The organism is Nocardia sp. CS682 (genome assembly GCF_004634405.1).
GTDB classification, from domain to species: domain Bacteria; phylum Actinomycetota; class Actinomycetes; order Mycobacteriales; family Mycobacteriaceae; genus Nocardia; species Nocardia ninae.
This window is the reverse complement of the sequence record NZ_CP029710.1, coordinates 1,891,811-1,915,893: the sequence shown is the minus strand read 5'-3', so window position 1 is coordinate 1,915,893 and position 24,083 is coordinate 1,891,811. Positions and strand designations below refer to the sequence as shown.

General features: G+C 68.5%; 27 protein-coding genes. 14 read left to right on the top strand and 13 right to left on the bottom strand.

Annotated elements, in window-relative coordinates; genetic code table 11:
* The first annotated feature begins 49 nt into the window (after window positions 1–49).
* Window positions 50–619 (top strand): class I SAM-dependent methyltransferase, encoded by a 570-nt coding sequence (locus tag DMB37_RS08390; RefSeq protein WP_135232214.1) that lies wholly within the window; start codon window positions 50–52, stop codon window positions 617–619.
* Between the two features lies 1 nt (window position 620).
* On the opposite strand, the gene DMB37_RS08385 is transcribed toward DMB37_RS08390, so the two are convergent.
* Together DMB37_RS08385 and DMB37_RS08380 are read right to left on the bottom strand one after the other, a co-directional pair.
* Entirely contained in the window at window positions 621–1,190 is a 570-nt protein-coding gene (locus DMB37_RS08385) for an SWIM zinc finger family protein (RefSeq protein ID WP_135232213.1), read from the bottom strand.
* Complete coding sequence (locus DMB37_RS08380; protein WP_135237428.1) at window positions 1,190–2,983, bottom strand: DEAD/DEAH box helicase; 1,794 nt, start codon at window positions 2,981–2,983, stop codon at window positions 1,190–1,192. Before DMB37_RS08380 ends, DMB37_RS08385 begins: the two co-directional genes overlap by 1 nt.
* A gap of 118 nt (window positions 2,984–3,101) precedes the next feature.
* Between DMB37_RS08380 and DMB37_RS08375 the strand changes: the two genes are divergently transcribed.
* Window positions 3,102–3,899, top strand: a complete 798-nt coding sequence (locus DMB37_RS08375) for a TetR/AcrR family transcriptional regulator (protein WP_135232212.1) — start codon at window positions 3,102–3,104, stop codon at window positions 3,897–3,899.
* A 48-nt stretch (window positions 3,900–3,947) separates the two neighbouring features.
* Here the strand turns inward: DMB37_RS08375 and DMB37_RS08370 are convergent, their stop codons facing one another.
* The gene (locus DMB37_RS08370; protein WP_029903635.1) at window positions 3,948–4,142 is read right to left on the bottom strand and encodes a hypothetical protein; all 195 of its coding nucleotides are present in this window, start codon (window positions 4,140–4,142) and stop codon (window positions 3,948–3,950) included.
* Window positions 4,143–4,453: 311 nt separating this feature from the next.
* Between DMB37_RS08370 and DMB37_RS08365 the strand changes: the two genes are divergently transcribed.
* Window positions 4,454–4,774, top strand: coding sequence for a DUF952 domain-containing protein (locus DMB37_RS08365; RefSeq protein ID WP_135232211.1), 321 nt, complete (start codon window positions 4,454–4,456; stop codon window positions 4,772–4,774).
* Between the two features lie 28 nt (window positions 4,775–4,802).
* On the opposite strand, the gene DMB37_RS08360 is transcribed toward DMB37_RS08365, so the two are convergent.
* Together DMB37_RS08360 and DMB37_RS08355 are read right to left on the bottom strand one after the other, a co-directional pair.
* Window positions 4,803–5,450, bottom strand: coding sequence for a response regulator transcription factor (locus DMB37_RS08360; RefSeq protein ID WP_135232210.1), 648 nt, complete (start codon window positions 5,448–5,450; stop codon window positions 4,803–4,805).
* Complete coding sequence (locus DMB37_RS08355) at window positions 5,447–6,637, bottom strand: sensor histidine kinase (protein ID WP_135232209.1); 1,191 nt, start codon at window positions 6,635–6,637, stop codon at window positions 5,447–5,449. Before DMB37_RS08355 ends, DMB37_RS08360 begins: the two co-directional genes overlap by 4 nt.
* Window positions 6,638–6,729: 92 nt before the next feature.
* Between DMB37_RS08355 and DMB37_RS08350 the strand changes: the two genes are divergently transcribed.
* Both DMB37_RS08350 and DMB37_RS08345 read left to right on the top strand, forming a co-directional pair.
* On the top strand, window positions 6,730–7,212 hold the full coding sequence (locus DMB37_RS08350; RefSeq protein WP_107658125.1) for a cation:proton antiporter regulatory subunit: 483 nt from the start codon (window positions 6,730–6,732) through the stop codon (window positions 7,210–7,212).
* A 5-nt stretch (window positions 7,213–7,217) separates the two neighbouring features.
* Window positions 7,218–8,402 (top strand): cation:proton antiporter, encoded by a 1,185-nt coding sequence (locus DMB37_RS08345; protein ID WP_135232208.1) that lies wholly within the window; start codon window positions 7,218–7,220, stop codon window positions 8,400–8,402.
* Here DMB37_RS08345 and DMB37_RS08340 read toward each other — a convergent pair.
* On the bottom strand, window positions 8,392–9,159 hold the full coding sequence (locus DMB37_RS08340) for a rhomboid-like protein (protein WP_240772300.1): 768 nt from the start codon (window positions 9,157–9,159) through the stop codon (window positions 8,392–8,394). The genes DMB37_RS08345 and DMB37_RS08340 overlap by 11 nt on opposite strands.
* 173 nt (window positions 9,160–9,332) lie before the next feature.
* On the opposite strand from DMB37_RS08340, the gene eat reads away from it, so the two are divergent.
* From eat to eutC, 3 genes are read left to right on the top strand one after another with little or no spacing between them, the layout of a single operon-like run.
* Window positions 9,333–10,754 (top strand): ethanolamine permease, encoded by a 1,422-nt coding sequence (gene eat / locus DMB37_RS08335; RefSeq protein WP_135232206.1) that lies wholly within the window; start codon window positions 9,333–9,335, stop codon window positions 10,752–10,754.
* Window positions 10,751–12,160, top strand: a complete 1,410-nt coding sequence (locus DMB37_RS08330) for an ethanolamine ammonia-lyase subunit EutB (RefSeq protein ID WP_135232205.1) — start codon at window positions 10,751–10,753, stop codon at window positions 12,158–12,160. The genes eat and DMB37_RS08330 overlap by 4 nt, the downstream gene beginning before the upstream one ends.
* Window positions 12,160–13,056 (top strand): ethanolamine ammonia-lyase subunit EutC, encoded by an 897-nt coding sequence (eutC, locus tag DMB37_RS08325; protein WP_135232204.1) that lies wholly within the window; start codon window positions 12,160–12,162, stop codon window positions 13,054–13,056. Before DMB37_RS08330 ends, eutC begins: the two co-directional genes overlap by 1 nt.
* 34 nt (window positions 13,057–13,090) lie before the next feature.
* On the opposite strand, the gene DMB37_RS08320 is transcribed toward eutC, so the two are convergent.
* Both DMB37_RS08320 and DMB37_RS08315 read right to left on the bottom strand, forming a co-directional pair.
* The gene (locus tag DMB37_RS08320; RefSeq protein ID WP_135232203.1) at window positions 13,091–14,251 is read right to left on the bottom strand and encodes a hypothetical protein; all 1,161 of its coding nucleotides are present in this window, start codon (window positions 14,249–14,251) and stop codon (window positions 13,091–13,093) included.
* The gene (locus DMB37_RS08315; protein ID WP_135232202.1) at window positions 14,251–15,195 is read right to left on the bottom strand and encodes a metal-dependent hydrolase; all 945 of its coding nucleotides are present in this window, start codon (window positions 15,193–15,195) and stop codon (window positions 14,251–14,253) included. The genes DMB37_RS08320 and DMB37_RS08315 overlap by 1 nt, the downstream gene beginning before the upstream one ends.
* Before the next feature lie 149 nt (window positions 15,196–15,344).
* Between DMB37_RS08315 and DMB37_RS08310 the strand changes: the two genes are divergently transcribed.
* The gene (locus tag DMB37_RS08310) at window positions 15,345–15,965 is read left to right on the top strand and encodes a TetR/AcrR family transcriptional regulator (RefSeq protein WP_135232201.1); all 621 of its coding nucleotides are present in this window, start codon (window positions 15,345–15,347) and stop codon (window positions 15,963–15,965) included.
* A 97-nt stretch (window positions 15,966–16,062) separates the two neighbouring features.
* On the opposite strand, the gene DMB37_RS08305 is transcribed toward DMB37_RS08310, so the two are convergent.
* Window positions 16,063–17,433: an RNA polymerase sigma factor gene (locus tag DMB37_RS08305; RefSeq protein WP_135232200.1), complete on the bottom strand. Its 1,371-nt coding sequence runs from the start codon at window positions 17,431–17,433 to the stop codon at window positions 16,063–16,065.
* 234 nt (window positions 17,434–17,667) lie between these two features.
* A complete protein-coding gene (gene ppgK / locus DMB37_RS08300) occupies window positions 17,668–18,426 on the bottom strand; it encodes a polyphosphate--glucose phosphotransferase (protein WP_135232199.1) in 759 nt (252 codons plus the stop codon).
* A gap of 180 nt (window positions 18,427–18,606) precedes the next feature.
* Between ppgK and DMB37_RS08295 the strand changes: the two genes are divergently transcribed.
* The gene (locus DMB37_RS08295) at window positions 18,607–19,518 is read left to right on the top strand and encodes an inositol monophosphatase (RefSeq protein WP_370465354.1); all 912 of its coding nucleotides are present in this window, start codon (window positions 18,607–18,609) and stop codon (window positions 19,516–19,518) included.
* On the opposite strand, the gene cei is transcribed toward DMB37_RS08295, so the two are convergent.
* Window positions 19,515–20,189: an envelope integrity protein Cei gene (cei, locus tag DMB37_RS08290; protein WP_135232198.1), complete on the bottom strand. Its 675-nt coding sequence runs from the start codon at window positions 20,187–20,189 to the stop codon at window positions 19,515–19,517. The two genes, DMB37_RS08295 and cei, sit on opposite strands and share 4 nt — an antisense overlap.
* A 375-nt stretch (window positions 20,190–20,564) precedes the next feature.
* On the opposite strand from cei, the gene DMB37_RS08285 reads away from it, so the two are divergent.
* Window positions 20,565–20,867, top strand: coding sequence for a DUF4193 domain-containing protein (locus DMB37_RS08285; protein ID WP_107658115.1), 303 nt, complete (start codon window positions 20,565–20,567; stop codon window positions 20,865–20,867).
* A 15-nt stretch (window positions 20,868–20,882) separates the two neighbouring features.
* On the opposite strand, the gene DMB37_RS08280 is transcribed toward DMB37_RS08285, so the two are convergent.
* Complete coding sequence (locus DMB37_RS08280) at window positions 20,883–21,368, bottom strand: DUF3093 domain-containing protein (RefSeq protein ID WP_135237426.1); 486 nt, start codon at window positions 21,366–21,368, stop codon at window positions 20,883–20,885.
* Window positions 21,369–21,471: 103 nt separating this feature from the next.
* On the opposite strand from DMB37_RS08280, the gene dut reads away from it, so the two are divergent.
* Together dut and DMB37_RS08270 are read left to right on the top strand one after the other, a co-directional pair.
* Window positions 21,472–21,936 (top strand): dUTP diphosphatase, encoded by a 465-nt coding sequence (dut, locus tag DMB37_RS08275; protein WP_135237425.1) that lies wholly within the window; start codon window positions 21,472–21,474, stop codon window positions 21,934–21,936.
* Between the two features lie 5 nt (window positions 21,937–21,941).
* Complete coding sequence (locus DMB37_RS08270; RefSeq protein ID WP_370465403.1) at window positions 21,942–22,778, top strand: DUF3710 domain-containing protein; 837 nt, start codon at window positions 21,942–21,944, stop codon at window positions 22,776–22,778.
* 82 nt (window positions 22,779–22,860) lie between these two features.
* Here DMB37_RS08270 and DMB37_RS08265 read toward each other — a convergent pair whose 3' ends face one another.
* Window positions 22,861–23,574 (bottom strand): alpha/beta fold hydrolase, encoded by a 714-nt coding sequence (locus tag DMB37_RS08265; protein ID WP_240772298.1) that lies wholly within the window; start codon window positions 23,572–23,574, stop codon window positions 22,861–22,863.
* Between the two features lie 128 nt (window positions 23,575–23,702).
* Between DMB37_RS08265 and DMB37_RS08260 the strand changes: the two genes are divergently transcribed.
* Entirely contained in the window at window positions 23,703–24,080 is a 378-nt protein-coding gene (locus DMB37_RS08260) for an OB-fold nucleic acid binding domain-containing protein (protein WP_107658110.1), read from the top strand.
* Window positions 24,081–24,083 lie beyond the last annotated feature (3 nt).

Here is a 24,083-nt window from a genome sequence, read left to right as displayed (position 1 = left end):
CACCGTAGCTTGTCGCGGTCACTCCTCGGCCGCTCCTAGCGTCATGGGCATGGCGATGAACATCTTCCACCGACTCTGCTGCCGCTCGTCGATGTGGGAACGGACCAGCGCGACGCGGATCGTGCCGTGGGCGCTGGACGGTCTCGACCTCGGCGGCTCCGCCCTGGAGATCGGGCCCGGCTACGGTGCGAACGTGCGCCCGCTGCTCGACCGCGCGGGCTCGCTCACCGGTGTCGAGGTCGACCCGGACCTGGCCGCCCGGTTGCGTAACCGGCACGGGTCGGTGATGACGGTGGTGGACGGCGATGGCACCGACATGCCTTTCCCACCGGAGCAATTCGACTCGGTGGTGTGTTTCACCATGCTGCACCACGTGCCGACCCCCACCCAGCAGGACGCACTGTTCGCCGACGCACTGCGGGTGCTGCGCCCCGGCGGCGTGTTCGCGGGCAGCGACGGCCTCGACAGCCGCCTCTTCCGCTTGATGCACGTGGGCGACACGTGCGTCCCCGTCCCGCCGGAACACGCCGCCGACCGCCTGACCCGGATCGGCTTCACCGACGTCGACATCGAAACCGGCACAACGAGTTTCCGGTTCCGCGCGCGCCGCCCTGCCTGAGTCACACCCGCAGAGCGTCCGTACGTGCCACACCGAAGTAGTTCGCGGGGTCGAACGTGTTGATCGGCACCCACCGCGGCACTTCCACGGGCGCGGGCGAATCGTCCTGTGCGGCTTGAAAATATCCCTGGATCTCGAGCGCAAGACGCGGGTTCTCATCCACCCGGCGCGCCATGTCGTAGAACACGGCCAGCACATGCAGACAACGCGCCGACCTCGCCTTGCACGAGCAGTCGGTACCGGCCAGCACCGGAGCCACAGTGCACCCGGCATCGACCATCGCTCGATGCATCTCGTCGGTCAGCACGGTGGTATCCGGCACGACCTCCCCGATCGCGGTGATCGCCGCGCGGGTCAGCGGCGCCACCTCGAGGTGGATCACCGACGCCTCGCCGCCACGATGAATGGTGGCGCGCACCACGCGTCCCTCGATCGTGGCCTGCACGCCGTGGTTGCGGGCGATGCTGCGGGCTCGGGGGAGTAGCGGTTCGGGACGGGTCTGCCGGATCGGTTCGGCGAGTCGCACCCAGTCCATGCCCCATTTGGTGTAACCGAATTCGTTGTCCGGCATCAGTTCGCCCTCCCGTCGCCCGGCCGCCACCCCTCACCGAATCGCTGCGCGATGCAGCTTCTTCGGCGGCGCAAAATCTCGACGAGCTGGTCGTCGTCGAGGCGGGCCAGTGCGGCGATGCCCGCCGAGTCGAGGTCCGAGAGCGCGGACTTACGGTCGTGCATGCGGGCGATGTGCTCCTCGACCGAGGTGGTCGAGGTGAGCGTGGTGACGGTGACCGTGCGGGTCTGGCCGATGCGGTGCGCGCGGTCCGAGGCCTGCGCCTCCACCGCCGGGTTCCACCAGCGGTCGAAGTGGATGACGTCGGCGGCGCGGGTCAGCGTGAGACCCGTGCCCGCCGCGCGCAGGCTGAGCACGAGCACCGGCGGCCCGTCCTCGGCTTGGAAACCGGTCACGATGGCGGCGCGCTCGGCCTGGTTCAGGCCGCCGTGGAAGAACGGCGCCTGGACCCCGAACTGTTCGGCGAGGTGGCGGACGAGCAGTTCACCGGTCTGCCGGTACTGGGTGAAAATCAGGGTCGGTGCGTCCATTTCGAGGTTGTTGGCCAGGATGTCGGTGCACAGGTCCAGCTTTCCGGAGCGCCCGGCCAGCTCGGTGAGCTCACCGGTGACCAGCCCGGGATGGTTGCAGACCTGTTTGAGCGCGGTCAGCGCCGCGAGCACCCGGCTCTGTCGCTCGACACCGGCGCCGAAACCGTCATCGATGGCCCGGTCGAGCAGTTTGTCGTAGAGGTCTTCCTGTTCGGTGGTGAGGTCGCACAGCAGGTCGGTGTGGATCTTCGCCGGCAGCGACGCGGCCACCTGCGCCTTCTTACGGGCGAGGACGACGGGTTCGATGGCGTCCTGCAACCGCGCCGCCGCGGCCGTGGAGCCCTCCTGGATCGGCCGGACGAAGCGCCGCCGGAACTGGGTCTTGTGCCCGAACAGCCTGGGCGTCACCAGGTTCAGCAGCGCCCACAGCTCCTCGAGGTGGTTCTCCACCGGCGTGCCGGTCAACGCGACGCGCACCTCGGCGTCGAGCGCCCGCGCGGCCTTGGCCAGCTGCGTGCTCGGATTCTTCAACGCCTGCGCCTCGTCGAAAACCGCCGTCGCCCAGCGGTGCCCGCCGAGCCACTGTCCGTGCAGCCGCACCGTGGGATATCCCGCGACGACGACAGTCCCGGCGGGAACGTCGATTTCACCGCCGCGCCACACCACCACGCGCAGCCCTGGCGCGAACCGCTCGATCTCGTGCGCCCAGTTGCCCACCAACGAGGTGGGACACACGACGAGCTGCGACCCACCGTCCGCCCGCCCGAGCAGAAAGCCGATGGTCTGCACCGTCTTTCCGAGCCCCATTTCGTCGGCCAGCACGGCCCCTCCGTGCGCCGTGGTCGTTTCCCGCAGCCAACTGACCCCGCGCACCTGATAGGGCCGCAGATCGGCCTTCAGCGCCGAACGCAACTCGGTTGCCACGGCCTGCGTCTCGCGCACCACGCGCACCGCGCGCTCGGCGGACACTATGGAGGTGCCCGCCGCATTGGGCACCGCGTGGGCCGCTATGGGTAACTCGACGTCTGGTTGTCGCGCAGCCTCGGCATGCAGCGTCGTACGCCAGATATCGACCGATGCCCCCGCGTCCGCGAGGTCCGATGTCGCGAAGGTCGCGGGATCGACCAGCGCGCAGTCGACTTCGGCGACCTCGATCGCCCCGTCGTAACCGGTCGGCACGGCGAGCGCGAGGGTTTCCCGATCGCCGAGCGCGGCGGGCGCCGGCCCGGTGTGCTGCCCGGTCCATGTCCACAACGCGAACATGTGCCGGTCGGGCAGATAGGTGGCCTGTGTGCTGGGCAGAGCGAACCCCTTTATCGGCGTATGGTGTACGAAGTATCTGAACAACGTACAGAGTACCGAGTTTGTTCCGAGGAGTCCCGTGGCCGACGAATCCGCCGTCGAACAGGCGAAACAACTGGTGAGTCTGCTGTGGCGGCACGAACTGCCGCCGCGCCCGGGCGCGCGCGGCCCGAAGCCTGCGGTCAGTGTCGACGCGGTGGTCGAGGGCGCGGTGGCCCTCGCCGACCGGGACGGGTACGCGAAGCTGTCCATTCGGGCCGTGGCGGCGGAGCTGGGCCTGCGGCCGATGAGCCTGTACACCTACGTCCCCAGCAAGGACGCGCTGACCGTCCTGATGGTCGACGCCGTCGCCGACGAGGACGCGCCGGTTCCGGCGGAACTACCGGTGCGGGCGCGGCTGGCCGCCATTGCCCGCCAGGTGCGCGCCGAGCTGATCGCCCATCCGTGGCTGCTGGAAGTATCGCCGTGGCGTCAGGTGATCGGCCCCGGCCGCATGCGCCGCTACGAGCGCCAGCTGGCCGCGATCGAGGGCATCGGCCTGCCGGATGTCGAGATGGATCGCGTGATCGCCGTTTTGTCCGAATTCGCCACCGGCAACGGGCGTGTCGCGGTGGCCGCGCAGCGCGACACGCGGGTGATGACCGACGTCCAGTGGTGGGACGTGCACGGCCCCTTGCTCACTGAGGCCATGCCGTCCAGTTCGTTTCCGCTCGCCGCCCGGGTGGGTGCGGCGGTCGGCGAGCTCTATCAAGCCCCTGCGGACCCGGACGGTGCCTTCGACTACGGCCTCGACCGGCTGCTGGACGGGATCCTCGGGGACCTCGGGACCCCGGTACACACCAACAGCGGGCGATCCGTGGATCGCCCGCTGCGGTAAACGGTTTTCTGTTGTCGGATGTTGTTGTCTCAGGACGCGAGGAGTTGATCAGAGGGCGGGAGCGGACTCCGTGTCGATCACGGCTTCCAACTCACGCAGTCGATCCATGTGTTCGTTCGCGTGGTGCTGGCAGAAGAGCAACTCGCCACCTGCGGGCAGAACGGCGCGCACTCGTGCTGCCGCCCCGCAGCGGTCGCAACGATCGACCGCGGTCAGTGGGGTGCTAGTCAGGGTTCCTGGCATGACTCCTCCGTCCTGGCTCCCGGTTCACAGACCGTTTGCCTGGTGTGGGGCCCGTGGTCACTCCGCGGGCTCGCTACCGCTACTTCCCAGCAGTGGTATGACTACTCTGTCAGACGTTCGGGACGGGGGCTTTGTTCCCGTGAGTGATTCTGTGTGTTTTCGATAACACGACCTGGGATTTCGCTACGGGCGAACATTCCAGGTCACGCTACGAACTCAGTGTGGTCACCACCTCGAACAGGCCGATCCAGTTGTCTACCGGGAGATTACCCGTGACCCACGACACTCACACGCTTGTTCACATATGCACTTTGGGCGAATGGCTTTCCGCTCGGCAAACGGGTGAGTACCGCGCGCCCTCGCTCGACGAGGTGGGCTTCATCCACCTGTCCGCGCCGCAGCAGGCCCATCTGCCGGCCAACCGGCTCTTCGCCGGGCGGCGCGACCTGGTGCTGCTGCGCCTGGATCCGGCCCGCCTCGGCGCGCCGGTCAAGTGGGAGCCGGGCGTGCCGACCGACCCGGCGTCGATGCTCTTCCCGCACCTGTACGGGCCGCTGCCGACGGGCGCGGTGATCGCGGTCGAGGAGTTCCAGCCCGGTCAGGACGGCGTGTTCGCGCCACTCGCCAAGTGAGGCAGGCACTGCCGACCTCCCGAGCGGCCTAGCTGCCGCGGATCTCCCGCGCCAGGATCGCCGCCTGAACCCGCGACCGCACACCGAGTTTCGTCAGCACCCGGGACACGTGCGTCTTCACCGTCGTCTCGCCGATGAACAGCCGCCCCGCGATCTGTGCGTTGGACAGCCCGTCGCCGAGGCAGTCGAGCACCTCGCGTTCACGTTCGGTGAGATCGGCGAGCCCGTGCGGTTCCGGTTCGGCCGCATCGGTATTCGTCTTGGCGAAGGCGGTGATCACCGCGCGCGTCACCTCCGGGGCGAGGACGCCGTCCCCGGCCGCCACGGTGCGGACCGCGTCGATCAGCGACTGCCCCGACGCCGATTTCAGCACGAAACCCGAGGCCCCGGCCCGCAACGTGCGGAAGACGTACTCGTCCAGATCGAACGTGGTCAGGATCAGCACCTTGGCCAGCCCGTCCGCGGTGACCCGTTCGGTCGCGGTGATCCCGTCCACGCCAGGCATGCGCACATCCATCAGCACCACGTGCGGGCGCAGCGCTTTGGCCTGCGCGACCGCGACATCGCCGTCGGCGGCCTCGCCGACCACCTCGATGTCCTGCTCGGCATCCAGGATCATCCGCAGGCCCGCGCGGATCGCGGCGTGGTCGTCGGCGATCACCACCCGGATGGTCATACGGCGCCCACCGTGGTCAGCGGCAGCTGAGCCAGCACCAGCCACCCGCCGGAATCCGGTCCGGCCGTGAAGTTTCCGCCGAGCGCGGCGGCCCGCTCGCGCATGTTGATCAGACCGCGGTGCGGTTCACCGTTGTCGGTGTGTCGTAAGGCGACCGCCGCCAGCGGATTGCGTACCGCCACTCGCAGCATCCCGTCCTGTGCGCCCACTTCGATGTCGACCTCTTGTCCCGGTGCGTGTTTCATGGCGTTGGTCAGTGCCTCCTGAACGATGCGGTACGCGGCCTGGTCGACCGCGCTCGGCAGGTCGGTGTCGTCGAGGGTCGCGCGCACCCGCACCGTGATGCCCGCGGCCCTGGCGGCCTCGACCAGGTTGGGCAGTTGCGCGAGCCGGCGCGGCGCGGCCACCTCGTCGACGGAGTCGTTGCGCAGCAGACCGATCATGGTGCGCATCTCCTGCAACGCGCTGACACTGTTGGTCCGGATCGACCCCAGAATGCCGGTGACCGGCGAGTCCGCCTCCCGTCGGGCCAACAGCCCCAGTGCCGCCTCGGACTGGATCGCGATGGCCGACAGATGCCCGGCGATCACGTCGTGCAGGTCGCGGGCCATGGTGGTGCGCTCGTCGGCGATGGCGGCGCGCCGGTCGAGCTCGGCGACCAGGGTCAGCGCCTGGGCGCGGGCGCGTTCGACCTCGGCGACCTCTTTGTGCGTGCGCACCGAGTTCGCCCACCACAGCGGCGTGGCGATGAAGGCGAACACGACGACCAGGGCGATCGAGACCGCCCGCAGGTCGCCGGTGCGGACCAGCGTCACGATCACCACGAACAGCGAGAACGTGGACCAGGCCGCCATCGTGATGCGCGAGGGCCGCCGCGCCGAATACAGCACGGCCGCATAGATCAGGTCGCCGTAGAGGATCCACACCGGCACGGTGGGGCCCAGGTGCATGTCGATCGCCAGCGGCACCAGCCCGACGATCATCGCGGTCACCGGCATACGGCGGCGGCACATCGTCAACAGGCACAGCGGGGCGAGTATCGCGAGCCGCGTCGGCAGCGGCACATCGAACCCGTACTCGGTCAGGGCATACAGATTCGCGACGTAGAGCACCACGCCACCGGCGAACGCGAGCAGCGCGCCGATCGCGTCACGCGCCGTCCCGGGGATCCGCCACCACCACTGCACGCTTCCATCTCAGCACAGCCCTGACCAGGCGCCATCCGCCGAAGTGATGACCGCACCGCCGAGCGAATCGGACATCGGTCTAATCTGTACCCGTGAATGTCGACGTGACCGCCCTACCCGGGATAGGAGTCCGAAAAGACTTCGAGGTGCGCTCCGGCCGCCGGATCGGCGTGGTCGCGCATCGCGACGGCGACATCGACCTCATTGTTTCGAAGCTGGAAGACCCCGACGCCTGTGCCGCGCAGATCCCGCTGAGCACCGACGAAGCGGCCGTGCTGGCCAACCTGCTCGGCGCGCCGCAACTGGTCTCGAAGCTCAACGACGAACACAGCGACCTGCCCGGCATCACCACCAGGCAGCTGCCGATCGGCGACGAATCACCGTATTCGGGCCGCACACTCGGCGAGACCGCGATGCGCACCCGCACCAAGGTCTCGATCGTCGCGGCCATGCGCGCCGGGCAGCTGCATCCCTCGCCGGGACCCGATTTCACCTTCACCTCAGGCGATGTGCTCGTCGTCGTCGGTACCCCGGACGGCCTAGATGCCGCCGCGAAGATTCTCACCCACGGCTGAAACCAGTGACTGAAACCGCGCTCGCCCTGATCGAGCTCGGAGCGATTCTCTTTGCCCTCGGCACGTTCGGGCGGTTGGCAGGTCGCTTCGGGATGTCCCCCATTCCGCTCTATCTGATCGGCGGCCTCGCCTTCGGCGAAGGTGGCTTCATCTCGCTCAGCGCCGCCAACGAATTCGGCCATGTGGCAGGCGAGATCGGCGTAGTGCTGCTCTTGCTGCTGCTCGGCCTGGAGTACACCGCACCCGAATTGATGACCGGCCTGCGCCGGTCCTGGGCGGCTGGCCTGGTCGATATCGTGGCGAACGCGACGCCCGGTGTGATCGTCGCGCTGCTGCTCGGCTGGGGTGCGGTCGGTGCGATCACCATGGGTGGCGTCACCTACATCTCGTCCTCGGGCATCGTCGCGAAGGTGCTCAACGATCTCGGGCGCCTCGGTAACCGTGAGACACCGGTGATCCTGTCGATCCTGGTGTTCGAGGATCTGGCGATGGCGGTCTATCTGCCGATCCTCACCACCATCCTGGCCGGGCTGAGCTTCGCCAGCGGCGCCAAATCGCTCGCCATCGCGCTCACCGCGATCACGGTCGTGCTGGTGGTCGCGATGCGCTACGGCCGATACGTCTCGGCCATCGTGGACAGCTCGGACAACGAGGTGTTCCTGCTGAAGCTGCTCGGCGCGGCGCTGCTGGTGGCCGGTGTCGCCTCGGCGCTCAACGTGTCCGCGGCGGTCGGGGCGTTCCTGCTCGGCATCGCCATCTCCGGCTCGACCGCGCACGAGGCCGCGAAACTGCTGGAGCCACTGCGGGATCTGTTCGCGGCGATCTTCTTCGTGGCCTTCGGCCTGACCACCGATCCGCGCGCCATCCCGCCGGTGCTCGGCTGGGCGGTGGCGCTGGCGGTGGTCACCATGCTGACCAAGATGGCCACCGGCTGGTGGGCGGCGAGCAGGCAGGGTATCCGCCCGATGGGCCGGGCGCGGACCGGCGCGGCGTTGGTCGCGCGCGGCGAATTCTCCATCGTCATCGCGGGATTGGCGGTGACCATGGGCGGGGTCGACGGTCAGCTGGCGGCGCTCGCCTCGGCCTACGTGCTGCTGATGGCGGTGCTCGGCCCGATCGCCGCGCGGGTCGTCGAGCCGGTCGTCGGGCTCGTGCAGCGCCGGGTGCGACCCGATCCCGTCACTCCGTAACGGCCGCAGCGGGCTCCTGTTTCGCCGCGCTCCGCTTCTCGAACCAGCGGCCGAGCACGGTGGCGATCCCGCCGGCGACCAGGCCGATCGCGCACGCGCACAGGTGGCCGTAGTCGGTGAAGGTCGGGCCGATCCATAGCGCGGCGACGAGTATCGCGATGAGCGTGCCCGCCCAGAGCAGCCGGACCAGCCCGCGGAATCGGAAGGCCATCGCGGCCAGTACCGCCGAAAAGCCGTAGCTGGTGCCGACATCCGCGGCGACGGCCACCTTCAGCGGGATGACGCCGCGATCGATGGCATGCGAGATGCCGGTGACGGTGAGCAGCGTCGCGCCGATGTGCCCGGTGGCGAACAGCACGATCCAGCGGGTGGTACCGAGCCAGCGTTCCGCGTAGGCCATCACGATCAGGAAGCCCGCGAGCGTGCTCCACGGGAAGCCACCGTCGGTCCAGAAGGCCGAGGCGACCAGCACCTGCACCGGGTTGTGCCGCATGTTGTAGAGGTTGGTCGACGCGGAGAAGATCAACCGGCGCTCGACCGAGTCGCCGACGCCGCGCAACGTCCACCAGGTGACGAAGACGGTGAAGGCGTAGGCGGTGCTGGCCGGGGCCGCGCCGAGGTGCTCGCGGATCGCGGGCAGCACCCGATGCGCCAAGCCGGGACGGCGCAGCCAGTCGCGTGCGACGCGTGCTTCGGTCCGCAGATCGATGGTCTGTGTCCAGGGTGATCGAAACCGGACCGGGGCGCAGGCTTCCACTCGCCAAGTGTCCCGTGCGCCGCAGGATGCGGCCGTGCGACCCGCCCGGGGTGTGCGCGGTGTCACCGGCGGCGGCACCGCGTCCGTAACGTCGTTTCACACCCGGGCAACAATCGCTCTCGAGAATTGGTCCACCGACCAAACGGTATGTGGACGAGGAGTGCGTAGCGCCTATGACGATCGAGGACGCGAAGGTGACCGGTACCGCCGGCGCGGAGTATCTGGCCAAGCGGACATTGCGCACCGGCTCGGCCGGTTGGGTGCTGCTCGCCGGACTCGGCGTGAGCTACGTGATCTCCGGCGACTACGCGGGCTGGAACAGCGGCATCGCCGAGGGCGGGTTCGGCGGACTGCTCATCGCGACCGTCCTGATCGCGGGCATGTACCTGGCGATGGTGCTGGGCATGGCCGAGCTGTCGGCGGCCCTGCCCGCGGCGGGCGGCGGCTACACCTTCGCCAGGCGGGCGCTCGGTCCGTGGGGCGGATTCGCCACGGGCACAGCGGTGTTGCTCGAATACGCCATAGCGCCCGCGGCCATCGCCACGTTCATCGGCGGCTATGTCGAGTCGCTGAACCTGTTCGGGATCACCGACGGCTGGTGGGTGTATCTGGCGGTGTACGCGCTGTTCATCGGGGTGCACCTGACCGGGGCGGGGGAGGCGCTCAAGGCGATGTTCGTGATCACCGCCGTCGCGCTGGCCGGGCTCGCGGTGTTCGCGGTGTCGGCATGGGGTCTGTTCGAAGCGGGCAACTTGACCGATATCCCGGCGGACCCGAATGCTGTCGGGAGCTCGTCGTTCCTGCCGTTCGGGGTGTTCGGGATCTGGGCGGCGGTACCGTTCGCCATCTGGTTCTTCCTGGCCGTCGAGGGCGTGCCGCTGGCGGCCGAGGAGGCGCGGGAGCCGGAGAAGAACGTGCCGAAGGGGATCATCAGCGCGATGCTCGTGCTGATCGTCACTGGTGCCGCGGTGTTGTTCCTGGCGACCGGAGCCCTTGGTGCGCAAGCGATTTCGACGTCCGGCAATCCGCTGGTCGAGGCGCTGGGCGACAGCGGCGCCGCGAAACTGGTGAACTACATCGGCTTGGCCGGGCTGGTGGCCAGCTTCTTCTCCATCGTCTACGCCTACTCCCGGCAGACGTTCGCGCTGTCGCGGGCAGGTTACCTGCCGACGAGCCTGTCGGTGACCAACGCGCGCAAGGCGCCGGTGCTGGCGCTGATCGTGCCCGGCGTCGTCGGATTCGCGCTGTCGCTGACCGGTAAGGGCGCGATGCTGCTGAACATGGCTGTGTTCGGCGCCGCGCTCAGCTACGTGCTGATGATGGTCAGCCATATCGTGCTCCGGGTCCGCGAACCGAACATGCCGCGCCCGTACCGGACGCCCGGCGGCGTCGCGACCACCGCCTTCGCGCTCGTGATCGCCGGTGCCGCGGTGATCGCCACCTTCCTGGTGGACCCGGTGGCCGCGACCTGGACGCTCGTCGCGTTCTGCGCCTTCATGGCCTACTTCGGCCTGTACAGCAGGCACCGGCTGGTGGCCCACTCGCCGGACGAGGAATTCGCGCTGCTGGCCGAGGCGAAGGAGGAGCTGGAATGACCCGCTACACACAGCATCTCGGCGGAAGCAGCTACACCTTCGACGGTCTGGTCGAGTTGCTCGCCAAGGCGACCCCGTTGCGCAGCGGTGACGAACTGGCCGGCTGCGCGGCGGGTTCGGACGCCGAGCGGGCCGCCGCCCAGTGGGCGCTGGCGGAGGTGCCGCTGACCGGATTTCTGGACGAGCCGGTGGTGCCGTACGAGACCGACGAGGTCACCCGGCTGATCATCGATACCCACGATCGTGCTGCGTTCCAACCGATTTCGCACCTCAGCGTGGGCGGACTGCGGGACTGGCTGCTCGCCGTCGCGGCGGGTGCGGGTGCCGCGGCGACGCTGCGTGCGGTGGCGCCGGGCCTCACGCCGGAGATGGTGGCCGCCGTCAGCAAGATCATGCGCAATCAGGATCTGATCGCGGTCGCGCGCGCCGTCGAGGTCACCGCCGCCTTCCGGACCACCGTAGGACTTCCTGGCACGCTGGCCACCCGGTTGCAGCCGAACCATCCCACCGACGACCCGCGCGGTATCGCCGCCGCCACGCTGGACGGGCTGCTGCTCGGCTGCGGGGACGCGGTGATCGGGATCAACCCGGCCACCGACTCGCCGCAGGCGACGGCCGAGCTGCTGCACCTGCTCGACGAGGTCCGGGTGCGTTTCGGCATCCCCACCCAATCCTGCGTGCTCTCGCACGTGACCACGACCATCGACCTGATCGAGGCGGGCGCGCCGGTCGATCTGGTGTTCCAGTCGATCGCGGGCACCGAGGGTGCCAATGCCGGTTTCGGCGTGAACATTTCACTGCTGCGCGAGGGCAATGCGGCAGGCAGGTCGCTGTGCCGCGGCACCGTCGGTGACAACGTCATGTACCTGGAAACGGGGCAGGGCTCGGCGCTGTCGGCGGGGGCGCACCTCGGCACCGGCGGCAAGCCCGTCGACCAGCAGACCCTGGAGGCACGCGCCTACGCGGTGGCCCGTGACCTGGACCCGCTGCTGGTCAACACCGTCGTCGGCTTCATCGGCCCGGAATACCTCTACGACGGCAAACAGATCATCCGCGCCGGACTGGAAGACCACTTCTGCGGCAAGCTGCTCGGCCTCCCGATGGGTGTCGACGTCTGCTACACCAACCACGCCGAAGCCGACCAGGACGACATGGACACCCTGCTCACGCTGCTGGGCGCGGCGGGCTGCGCCTTCGTCATCGCCGTTCCCGGCGCCGACGACGTCATGCTCGGCTACCAGAGCCTCAGCTTTCACGACGCGTTGTACGCCCGCCGCGTCCTGAACCTGCGCCCCGCACCGGAATTCGAGTCCTGGCTGTCCGGGCTCGGCATGATCGATGCGGCGGGACGGGTGCTCCCGGTAGAGCCGCTCGCTTCGCCACTGCGTGCCTTGGCGGGTGCCTGATGAAACGGCGGGATGTGCGCGCCAAGCTGGAAGTCGTCGCGCCGTTGGAAGAGGCCGAGCCCAATTCGAAGGCACGGTCGAAAAGCGAGGCGGCGCAACAGTTCTGGACAGACCTCCGGCGCAGCACCCAATCCAGGATCGGCTTGGGTCGTACCGGTGACGCGTTGCCCACCACGCGGGTGCTGGAATTCCGTGCGGCGCATGCGGCGGCACGGGACGCGGTGCACCTGCCGTTGGATGTGGGCGCGCTGAGGAAGCGGGTCGCCGCGCTCGGGGTCGGCGAACCAGCGCATGTGCGCAGTCGGGCGAGTGATCGCGCGGAGTACCTTCGCAGACCGGACCTCGGCCGACTACCCGCCGAATCCGCCGATACCGCAGTCGGTTCCGCGCTGTCCGTCATCCCGCACAGCGGTGCCGAGATCGGGTTCGTGTTGGCGGACGGGCTTTCCCCGCGCGCACTCACCGACCACGGACCCGCGACGCTGGCCGCGCTGATCGAGGAACTCGCACCGCACTACTCGATCGCTCAGCCGGTCATCGCGACCCAGGCACGGGTCGCGCTCGGCGACCACATCGCCGACGCGATGGGTGTTGCGACGGTCGTGGTGTTGATCGGCGAGCGCCCCGGCCTCTCGGTAGCCGACAGCCTCGGCATCTACCTCACCCACCTGCCCCGCCCGGGCCGCACCGACGCCGACCGCAACTGCGTCTCCAACATTCATCCCCCGGAGGGGCTCGGCTACACCCAGGCGGCAAAGGTGGTGGCGGGCTTGATATCCGGCGCCCGCCTCCTCGGCCGCTCGGGCGTCGACCTCAAGGACACCTCGCGCGCCGCCGCGCTCACCGACGGAGAGGTGGTCTCGATCGGGAACGTGGACGGCGCGCACCCGCACTGATTCTGCGGAACGGTTCGCCAGCCCCTCGGTGCGGCTACGTCGCGTTCGTCACGCTGGGTTCGGCGGCCGTCGATACCTCGCTGTCGTGTGACTTCCCCTGCGGCACTGTGAAAGTGGCGACAACGGTGACGATCGCGATCGCGAAGCAAGCGATCGTGTACCAGAGGTTGCCGAGGGGATCGCCGTTGGCGGTGATGCCGTCCACTGCGTCGAAATAGTCGGGCAGGGCGGTGATCCAGAGCACCGCCATCACGCCCAGATAGACCAACGCATACGCCTGCACCAGTCCATTGCGGTACCCCGGCGGCGTCGACGCACCGGAACGCAGCGCGGACCACTGCCGGACCAGCAGCACCACCGCCACCACCGACAGCACGAAAAGCTCCGCCGCATAGAGGAACCCGCGGACCACGTCACTCCCCATCCCGAACACCGTCGCGGGCAGCGGCAGCACGAAGGTACCGACCGAGGCCAGCAGCCCGATCAGCACGGTGCGCCCCACCAATTGCGGTCCGCTGAACTGCTTGCCCGCCTCCACCTGGCGGCCGACGAAGAACTGCACACACCACGCCAGCGACATCGGCCACAGCGCCGCGAAGACCACCACGCTCGGCAGCGGTACCGCATCGAACATCGGCTGGTTGAGCGGATTGTCCACCGACCACTCCCACCAGCGCAGCTGCGGGCCGAGGTGATCGAAGATCTCGTAGAAGGCGTGGTGCACGAAGCCCACGCAGGCCGCACCGAGGAACACCCCGTAGCGCCGGAAAACGCCGAGCATCCGCACGATTTCGAACGCCAGCGTGGCCATCAACGGATAGATCGCGATGATGTACAGGGGCAACCGCCCCCACAGGAAGTCCACCGTGAATACGTTGTGCGCGAACATCGTGTCGACCTGCTCGGCGATGCCGAACGCCGCCGGGAAGTACAGCGGCGGCTCGATGACGAACAGATAGGCGGTCGCACCGAACCACAGCACCAGGTTGGTGGGGTCCCCGTGCCTGCGCAGCCGGACGATCGCGTAGATCAGTGCGAGCACCGACCCGAGCACGATGGTCAGCTCGAGCACCGGCAAGGTCCAGTTCTCCAGCGCCGCAGGGTTACGGAACTCGACGAGCCCGCCGCTCTCGGCGCACGAGAAGCCGAGCCGCGTAGCGAGTTCGGAGAAGGTGGGAGGGCACAGGTCGGCCATCAGTTCGCCTCCGACGCAGCCAGCGCGTCCGGGCGCACGTCAGCGGTGTACCACCGGGTGCAGTCGTAACCGGCGTCGTAGCGCTCGAACCAGCGACCGGCGAGCTCCGGCAACTTCTCGTGCGCCGGATCATGATTCGGCAGTTGGCTGCGGATCACACCGGCGAGCGCGGTGAGCTGTGCCCGGCGCGGCAGCCCGTCGAACGCGCGCGGCATCGGCCCCTTGGTCAGGTACGGCGCGAAATACACCAGCGCCTTCTGCTTGACGCGATGCCTGGCGAACATCGACAGCGAATCGACCTGCCGGTCCGCGAGCGGGACGTGCTGGTTGAACCCGGCGCACGCGATCCGGATCACCTTCAGCACATGCGCGAAGATCGACGGCGCCATCCGCATCCGGTAAAGCTCGTCGCCCACAAGGGCATTGAAGAGAATCATCGCCGAGCTGCGGTGCTCGACCTCCTCCACGAAGTGCCAGATGAACAGCGACGCGACCCGGTCGTCGCCCGGCCGGAACAGCGTGTCCTCGTTGTCCAGCATCAGCTTGAACACCGGCGTGAAGGTGGCCTCCAGATCGGCGGTGTACGCGAGGCGGTACTCACGCGAGGTGGCCTCGGTGAGCAGGTCGAACTCGCCGATCACCGCGTCGAGTGTGTTCTGCAGCCCGGGATACCGCCTGATCAACGCCTTGACGTGCTGGCGGTGGGCGGTCGAGTGGTGGCCCTCCTGGCGCATGAACGCGATGGCCTCCGCCGCCACCTCCGGATCGGTGAAGGTCGGCTTCAACTGCATGATCAGCTTGACGATCATCTTCTCGAAGCCGATGGCCAGGAACGAGACCGCGTTGGACATGCTCGACCACGCCGGATTCTGCGGGTTCCACAGGAATGGGACGTCGGCGTCCTCGAAACCGAAGTCCATCTTTCTGGGTTGCAAGTGGGTCACAGCGCGTACCTCGCCTCGGGAAATAGTCGATCAGATCTGGCGCTCGGCCAGCACGATGCGACAATCATACAAAGAGTTGTCAATATGTATGATCACTTACCGGGATTCGCCAACGGTCCAGGCCCGAGCCCTGTGATAACGTCCGCCCGGTGGCGCGTAGACGCGGATGGGGCGGGAGTCCGCCGGCGAATGACGAAGAGGCCCACCGTCGCATCGTCGCCGCGGCGGTCGATCTGATCGGCACCACCGGTGCCGCGATCAGCATCGCCGACGTGGCCGAAGCCCTCGGCGTCATCCGGCAGACCGTGTATCGGTACTTTCCCAGCGCCGAAGCGTTGATGACCGCCGCGGCGATCGCCTCGGTCGACGGGTTCCTGGACCGGCTGACCGCCCACGTCGCAGGCCTGGACGATCCCGTCGAAGCGATGACCGAAGGGGTGATCTACACGCTCGTCGAGGTGCGTCGCACTCCGCATCTGGGGATTCTGCTGTCGAACCCCTACTCCAACCTCGACCCCGACAGCCTCACCTCCGAACAAGCCAAAGCCTTTGGCATGTCGATGATCCGGCGCTTCGACGTCGACTGGGAACGGCACGGCTACGACGACGCGGCGCTACTGGAGCTGGTCGAATTCGTGCTGCGCACCATGCACTCGTTCTTCCTGTCCCCGGGCAATCCGCCCCGCACCGAGGAGCAACTGCGCGCCTACCTCCAGCGCTGGATGGGGACCGCGATCACCGCCCAGAGCGAGCACGCGCGGCACCGCTGACCGGCCGCACGCGGTACTGCCCGAACTCGCGGCGTCGAGCAGAAACGACAATGGGCCGCTGAGCGAAAAGCTCAGCGGCCCATAGGTCGATCGAGAATCAGTCGAGGTAGTCGCGCAAAACCTGCGAGCGGCTCGGGTGGCGCAGCTTGCTCATGGTCTTGGACTCGATCTGCCGGATGCGTTCGCGGGTGACCCCGTACACCTGGCCGATCTCGTCGAGGGTGCGCGGCTGGCCGTCGGTGAGGCCGAAGCGCAGCCGGACCACGCCCGCCTCGCGCTCGGACAGCGTCTCCAGCACCGACTGCAACTGATCCTGCAGCAGCGTGAAGCTCACCGCGTCCACGGCGACAACGGCTTCGGAGTCCTCGATGAAGTCACCGAGCTGGCTGTCGCCCTCGTCGCCGATGGTCTGGTCCAGCGAGATGGGCTCACGCGCGTACTGCTGGATCTCCAGCACCTTCTCCGGCGTGATGTCCATTTCCTTGGCCAGCTCCTCCGGCGTGGGCTCACGGCCCAGGTCTTGGAGCAGCTCGCGCTGGATGCGGCCGAGCTTGTTGATGACCTCGACCATGTGCACCGGGATGCGGATGGTGCGGGCCTGGTCGGCCATGGCGCGGGTGATGGCCTGCCGGATCCACCAGGTGGCGTACGTGGAGAACTTGTAGCCCTTGGTGTAGTCGAACTTCTCGACGGCACGGATCAGACCCAGGTTGCCCTCCTGGATCAGATCGAGGAACGCCATGCCGCGGCCGGTGTAGCGCTTGGCCAGCGAGACGACCAGTCGCAGGTTGGCCTCGAGCAGATGGTTCTTGGCACGGTTACCGTCGCGGACGATCCAGGTGTAGTCGCGACGCATCGCGACCGGCAGCTTCTCGCCCTGCTCGGTGAACTCGCGCACCTTCTCCGCCGCGTAGAGGCCGGCCTCGATGCGCTTGGCGAGTTCGACCTCCTCTTCGGCGTTGAGGAGCGCGACCTTGCCGATCTGCTTGAGGTAGGCGCGCACCGAGTCGGCCGACGCGGTGAGCTCGGCGTCCTTGCGGGCCTGCCGTAGCGCCTCGGATTCCTCTTCGTCCCAGACGAAGTCGCCCGAGGCCTTGTCGGCGGCGGTCGGCTCGACCTCCTCCTCGGCGGCTTCGGCGACCTCCTCGACGACCAGGTCCTCGGCCTCTTCGGTGAGATCGTCCTCGGAGACCTCGAGATCGCCGAGGTCTTCGATCTCGACCTCGTCCTCGATCGCCTCGTCGGCAAGGGGCTCGCCGTCGGCGCCGACCTTCTTGGGGCCTGCCTTCTTGGCGGCCCCCTTGGTCGCCTTGGCGGGCGCCTTCTTCGCAGGCGCCTTCTTGGCTGCGGCCTTCTTGGCCGGAGCCTTCTTCGCGGCAGCCGCCTTACGAACCGGCCGGGCTTCGGTTACATCTGCGGAATCGGCCTCGGCCGAATCGGCGGTCTGACGGGTATTCGTGGCTACCACGTACGCCCTTTCGTGACGGTCTCGTGCGGCGTCACGCCAGAGTGGTCTTCCGGCGGAGCGGTCTGTCGGGTTTCACCGGCGGAAGGCCGGTCGGGTTTCACCGGCTTACCGCCGGGGCACGTTCCATTGTAACGATCTAACCAGGGTACCTTCGGCACGATGCCGCCATCGGCGCGGGCGCGTTATTCGCATTGTCGCACGATTGCCCTGCTCCGGCAGTCGAGCCGCGCGCCACTACGGCGCGATCCCGGCGTCGATCGCCATCGCCGCGCCGACGATACCCGCGGTGTTCTTCAGATGCGCCGGAATCACCTGGGTTCGGTTGGTGAGCAACGGAATCCAGAGATCGGCGTCGCGGCTGATACCGCCGCCCGCGACGAACACCTTCGGCCAGAACAGGTTCTCCAGGCCGATCAGCACCGTGCTCACCGCGGCGGCCCACTGCTCGAAGCTCAACCCGTCGCGATCCTTGATCGAGGCGGCGGCGCGGTGCTCGGTCTCCATGCCGCCGACCTCGAGATGGCCGAGTTCGCTGTTGGCCACCAGGGTGCCCTGGTACAGCAGGGCCGAGCCGATGCCGGTGCCGAAGGTCAGCAGCAGCACCAGGCCGTCGAAATCCTTTGCCGCGCCGTAGCGGTCCTCGGCCAGCCCGGCCGCGTCCGCGTCGTTGAGCACGGTGACCTCGCGGCCGTCCAGTGCCTGGGTGAACAGCGAGCGCGCGTCGGTGCCCACCCACGTCTTGTCGATGTTGGCGGCGGTGCGCGCGACTCCGTCGAGCACGACCGAGGGCAGCGTGATGCCGACCGGGCCGTCCCAATCGGCTTGCGCGACCAGCTTTGCCACCGCCTCGGCGACGGCCTGCGGGGTCGACGGCTGCGGTGTCGCGATCTTGATCCGATCGTGCACCAGTTCGCCGGTGGCCAGATCGACCGCGCCGCCCTTGACGCCGCTGCCGCCGATATCGATGCCGAATGCGTGCCCCCGAGCGGACATGGCTAACCCCTCGTTCCTGTGCTGGCCGGTGTGGAGCACAACACCGCAGCACATGGCTTCACCCCGGTGTCGCGAGCGCGCTGCGGTGGTGTGCCCGACGACGGCGTTGTGTCGTGCACGACAAGAGTAATGCGCGATCGATGCTGCGCGTTCCCGAGGATCTGTGATCCGATGGAGGGCGTGCCGGAAACCTCATCGCCAGTGTCCGACTACACCTCCGAGATCATCGTCGCCCGCGGCGACGAGGCCGAACTGCGCAGAGTCGCGGTCGACCTCGCCGAGACCGCCGCGGCGCACGTTCGCGCCCGCCGCCCTGAGGTCTTCGGGCAGGCCGGCCCCGCCGAGGGTGCGGTGCAGGCCAAGGGCCATCCGACCGATCCGGTGACCATCGTGGACACCGAGACCGAAGAATTGATCCGCGGCCTGCTCGCCGAGCAACGCCCCGGCGATCCCATCCTCGGCGAGGAGGGCGGCGGCAGTCTCGCCGACTCGGCCGCCGACCTCGTGCACTGGGTCGTCGACCCCATCGACGGCACGGTCAACTTCCTATACGGCATCCCCGGCTACGCGGTGTCGGTCGCCGCGATGCGCGGCGGCAGGCCGGTCGCGGGCGCCGTGGTGGACGTGGCCAGGCGCGCCACCTACAGTGCCGGGCTCGGCCTCGGTGCGATCCGGGTCGACGCCGAGGGCGCGGTGGAACACCTGCGCTGCACACCGGTCGAGACGGTGTCGATGTCGTTGGTGGCCACCGGCTTCGCCTACGGCAAGCACCGCCGGGCCAGGCAGGCCCAGCTGATTGCCGAGATCTTGCCGCAGGTGCGTGACATTCGTCGCTTCGGCGCGGCGGCGCTCGACCTGTGCCACGTCGCCGCGGGCCGGGTGGACGCGTACTTCGAGCACGGCCTCAATGCCTGGGACTGGGGCGCGGGCGCGCTGATCGCAGCCGAGGCAGGCGCCCAGCTCACCCTGCCGCCCGCCACCGCCCCGGGCGAGGCGGGCGACCTGGTGGTCGCCGCCGCCCCGGGCATCGCCGACGAACTGGCCGCGCTACTCGACCGAGTAGGCGCGACCGAGCCGATCCCCGACCACTAACAGCGGGCTTGTCTTGCGGCGTCGAGGAGTTCGATGTCGATCGAGGGTGCGCCGCCGGGGGCGGGGTTCTTCAGCGATCGCAGCACCTCCTCGGCGTCGTTGCTGGGCCGGATGTCGCGGAACAGCGAGCCGAGCACCATGTCGACCGTGTCGTCGGCGCGCTGATCCTCGATCAACTCGGCACACGGCACCACCAGTTGCACCGACGCGGCGGCCGGGCGGCCGCTCACGCCGAACCGGATCTGGCCGGTGCATTCGAGATCGCCGTTGACGTAGACCGTGTCGTTGCCGAACTGCGTGCCCGGCGCGCTGGCGAACCCGAGGTCACCGAACTGCGCCGCGACGTGCGCGGCCTGACCACGCTGGTTGTTCGCGTTGAGCACGCGCACCTTGCTCGCCGCCAGCGGCGCGGGTTCCACATCTTGTAGCCGGCCCGCGCCGACGCGCTGGCCGAGCGTCGCGGGTTGGGCGCCCGGCTCGGTGGCCGGGCTCGGCGAGTTGCAGGCCATCGCGCTGCTGTCCTGCTCGGTCGTCGTCAACGCCTTGACCCACACGATCGTGCAGATCAGCGTGACGATGCCGAGCATGATGAGCCAGGGCTGCGGGCGCCGTCGGAGGAAGGGCCTGCCCTGGGAATCCACGGGGCGGCCTTCGGTGATCAGTGAAACCACCAGCACACTCTACGAAAAGGTCACGCCCCCGCTCCACAAGGTCTCGGCGAGTTCGACGGATGGTGTCGATTACCCGTCGGTTTCGAATCGTCTGTGTTTTGATTGCGACTTTTGCGCTGGGGTCCGCTATTGTCTGGCGGCCCAGATCGAATCGCCGGTGGCGAAATTGGTGGTCGGTCGCGGGAACAAGTAGGGCGTGTCCTGCGTTTACCGAGCGCTATCCGGAGTGGATCAGCACGATCCGACCTGATGGGTGACCGGTGTACGTGTGACGTGCACCACCGGCGGGGCGATGCGAGTCACGGCGGTTCCAGCGGGAATCGGTGTGGACTGGCCGGTCCGGGATATACGAAGTAAGGACGAGGGGAAGACGACATGGCAACCGACTATGACGCACCGAGGCGTACCGAAACCGACGATGTGTCGGAAGATTCGCTGGAGGAGCTGAAGGCTCGTCGTAACGAGGCACAGTCCGCCGTCGTGGATATCGACGAATCCGATACCGCGGAGTCGTTCGAGCTTCCCGGCGCGGACCTGTCCGAGGAAGTGCTGAGCGTTCGGGTGATCCCGAAGCAGGCCGACGAGTTCACCTGTTCCAGCTGCTTCCTCGTGCACCACCGAAGCAGGCTGGCCAGCGAGAAGGGTGGTCAGCTGATCTGCATGGACTGCGCTGCTTGAGCTGGTTCGTGGTGATCAGCCCGCGCTGGGCAGGCCCAGCGCGGCAAGGACCTGTTCGGGTCGACGCGTACTGACCAACCAGTACGGCGTCGGATCGTCCGGGTCATCGAGCACCAGCAACACCATCGGCCCGATCCACGGCCGATGTTGCACATAGGCGGCGGGGTCGAGCTGGCGACCCAGCGCCGCGCTCTTCGCCGTGCGGGCGACGACCGCCGCACGGGCGACGAAATTCACCGGCAGGTGGGCGCGGTCGGCGCGCAGCTCCAGCGTGCCCGACGCGTCCGGCGCGACCTCAACGCGGTGGCGGCTCAGCCACAGCAGCACCCAGACCGGGATCGGGAACAGCAGCACATAGGGCAGCCAGGCCCGCAATCCTGGTGCGCCCATGTGGATTTCGGCGGCCAGCAGGCCCGTGATGGCGAAGGCCACCGGCCACCACCACAGCGGCACCCAGAGGCGCTCGCGGTACGGCTGCGGGCTCTGCTGATTTTCGTCCATCGTCACTGGATTGGGCTGGTCCGACACGAGTCAACACTAATTCACGGTGGTTACCGGTTGACGCGTAGGCTCGACCAACGTGACCGCCCTTTCACCTATCCCAATGCTGCGGCTGGATCCCGGCATCCCCATGCCCGTGCGCGCCCACGACGGCGACGCCGGTGTGGACCTGTGCACCACCGAAGACGTCATCCTGGAACCGGGGGAGCGGGTGCTGGTCGGCACCGGCATCGCGGTGGCGCTACCGGTCGGCACGGTCGGCCTGATCCACCCGCGCTCGGGCCTGGCGGCCAAAACCGGGCTGTCGGTGGTGAACACCCCCGGCACGGTCGACGCCGGCTACCGGGGCGAGATCAAGGTGTGCCTGATCAATCACGACCTGCGCACGCCCATCGAGTTGCGCCGGGGCGACCGGATCGCGCAGCTGCTGGTGCAGCGCGTGGAACTGGTCGATTTCCTGGAGGTCGACTCGCTGGACGAGACCGCGCGCGGGGCGGGCGGTCACGGCTCCAGTGGCGGTCACGCGAGTTTGACCAGCGCGAGCCAGGCCACCGTGAAGGAGGCGTAATGGGACTGTTCGGAAAGAAGAAGAGATCGTCCGACGACGACCGGTATCCGGCCGACGACTACGACGACAACGACGACTTCGCCTATGACGAAGACGATTACGACACCGACGAACACCCGGTGGTCGCCGGGGGTTACCAGGGCGCGGGCGCCGAGGGTTCGGGTCCGTACGACTACAGCGACGTGGCGGATCTGCTGGAAAAGGTCACCGACCAGCGGCTCGACCTCGGCTCGGTGATCCTGCCGGTGCCGCAGGGCGGGCAGTTGCAGGTCGAGATGACCCCCGACGGCACGCCGCAGGCGGTGCACCTGGCCACCGAGCACGGCAGGCTCACCGTCGCCGCGTACGCGGCGCCGAAGTCGGCGGGGCAGTGGCGCACCGTGGCCGCCGATCTCGCCGATTCGCTGCGCAACGACGGTGCGCGGGTCGCGGTGGAGACCGGGCCTTGGGGTCGTGAACTGCTGGCCGTCACCGAGGGTGCGGATCTGCGGTTCATCGGGGTCGACGGGCCACGCTGGATGGTTCGGCTGGTCGCGGCGGGCCCGTCGGGTGCGTCGAACGACGGCAGTCCGCTGGTCGCGGCGGCCCGGGCGATCCTGCGCGAGACCGTGATCCGGCGCGGCGACGACCCGCTGCCGGTGCGCGAGCCACTACCGGTGGTGCTGCCGCAGGAACTGGCCGAACAGCTGGCCGCGGCGCACCAGGCGCAGATCGACGCCCAGCAACAGCAGGCGGCGGCGCAGGCCGCGGCGGGCCCGCAGGCGGCCGTGCCACCGCGCATGCCGGAGGGACCGCGCCGCGGTGCGGACGGTTCGGCCATGCAGCAGCTCGGGTTGAACTAGCTCGACTGCGCGGTGACCGCGCGGCCGACGTGATGGTGCGGCACGCCCAACCACGGGTGAGTCGCGAGCTGCGCGGCAGTAACTAACTGCGCGCCAGCGCGGCAAATCCCGTGTGCCCGAGGATCGCCGGATCCGCGCCGAGGTCGGCGAGCGTGATCCGGTGGATCGCGGAGCGCGGGATGAGCGCTGCCCACTCCTCGGCGATGGCGAACGGATGCACCGGATCGTCGACCGCAGTGACCACCGCGACCGGCACGTCGAGGGTGCCCAGCCGCTCGGTGCCCGGCCACTTGTAGTCGGCCGCTTCCTCCAGTGCCGCAGGCAGATTCGGCCACTGCGCGCGCCACGACTGCGTCAGCGCGTCGGCCAGCCAGCGCGGACTGCTCGCGCGCATCCGCTCGACCACCGCGTCCAACCCGTCGGCCCGCAGCTGCGCGGCGGTGGCCCCCGCGCTCAATGTCGCGGGGCAGGCGGCGGTGTCCGGCCCGGTCCACGCGGGCAGCGCCGCGACGACCCCGACGACCAGGTCCGGGTGCTCGGCCGCCCACTCGATCGCGACCGCGGCACCCAACGAGATTCCCGCCACAGCAATCGGTCCCGCCGCGGCCGCAGCATCGAGCGCCGCGCGATAACTCGCGACCACACCCGTGGGATCGGGCTGCACCGCGACCACGGCTAGACGGCGCGCTTCGCAGGCGGGCTCGAAGGCACGGCGGGCGAAATCGGCGTCGGATCCGGTGCCGGGCAGTGCCACGACGACGTGGGCGGCCGACACGGAGTGTGGGGAGTCGAACACCGGTCCGAGCGTAGCGGGGGTGCCCTGGTGCATCTACAGTGGCGGGTGTACGTCCACAGCCGGTCGTGCTGAGAATCCACGATGGTGTGCGATCCACACTGTCTGCTCTATGCAGGAGAGCGTGCGAAATGTCATCCGCTGCCTCAGGGTATTTTCGACGTCTGGGCCGCAGACTGACCGAGGATCTCGACCAGTTGGACGCCGAGGAGCTTGCCGAGAAATCGGAGGCCTCAGGTGCGTGCCGCGCATCGGAGTGTCGCCGCGGCGACGAGGCCACGATGCTCGGTAGGCTGCGCAGTGTCGAAGCGTGTCCGAAGTCCGCGGGCGCTGCGGTGCAAGCGGAGTTCTTCGACGGAACCGACGCCATCACCCTGGTGTGGATCGGCCGTCGGCGCATCCCCGGTATCGAGCCGGGCCGACGTATCTTGGTTCGCGGCCGCGTCGGCGATCGAGACGGCCGCAAGGTGATCTACAACCCCTACTACGAACTGCGCGGGAACAGCTGACGT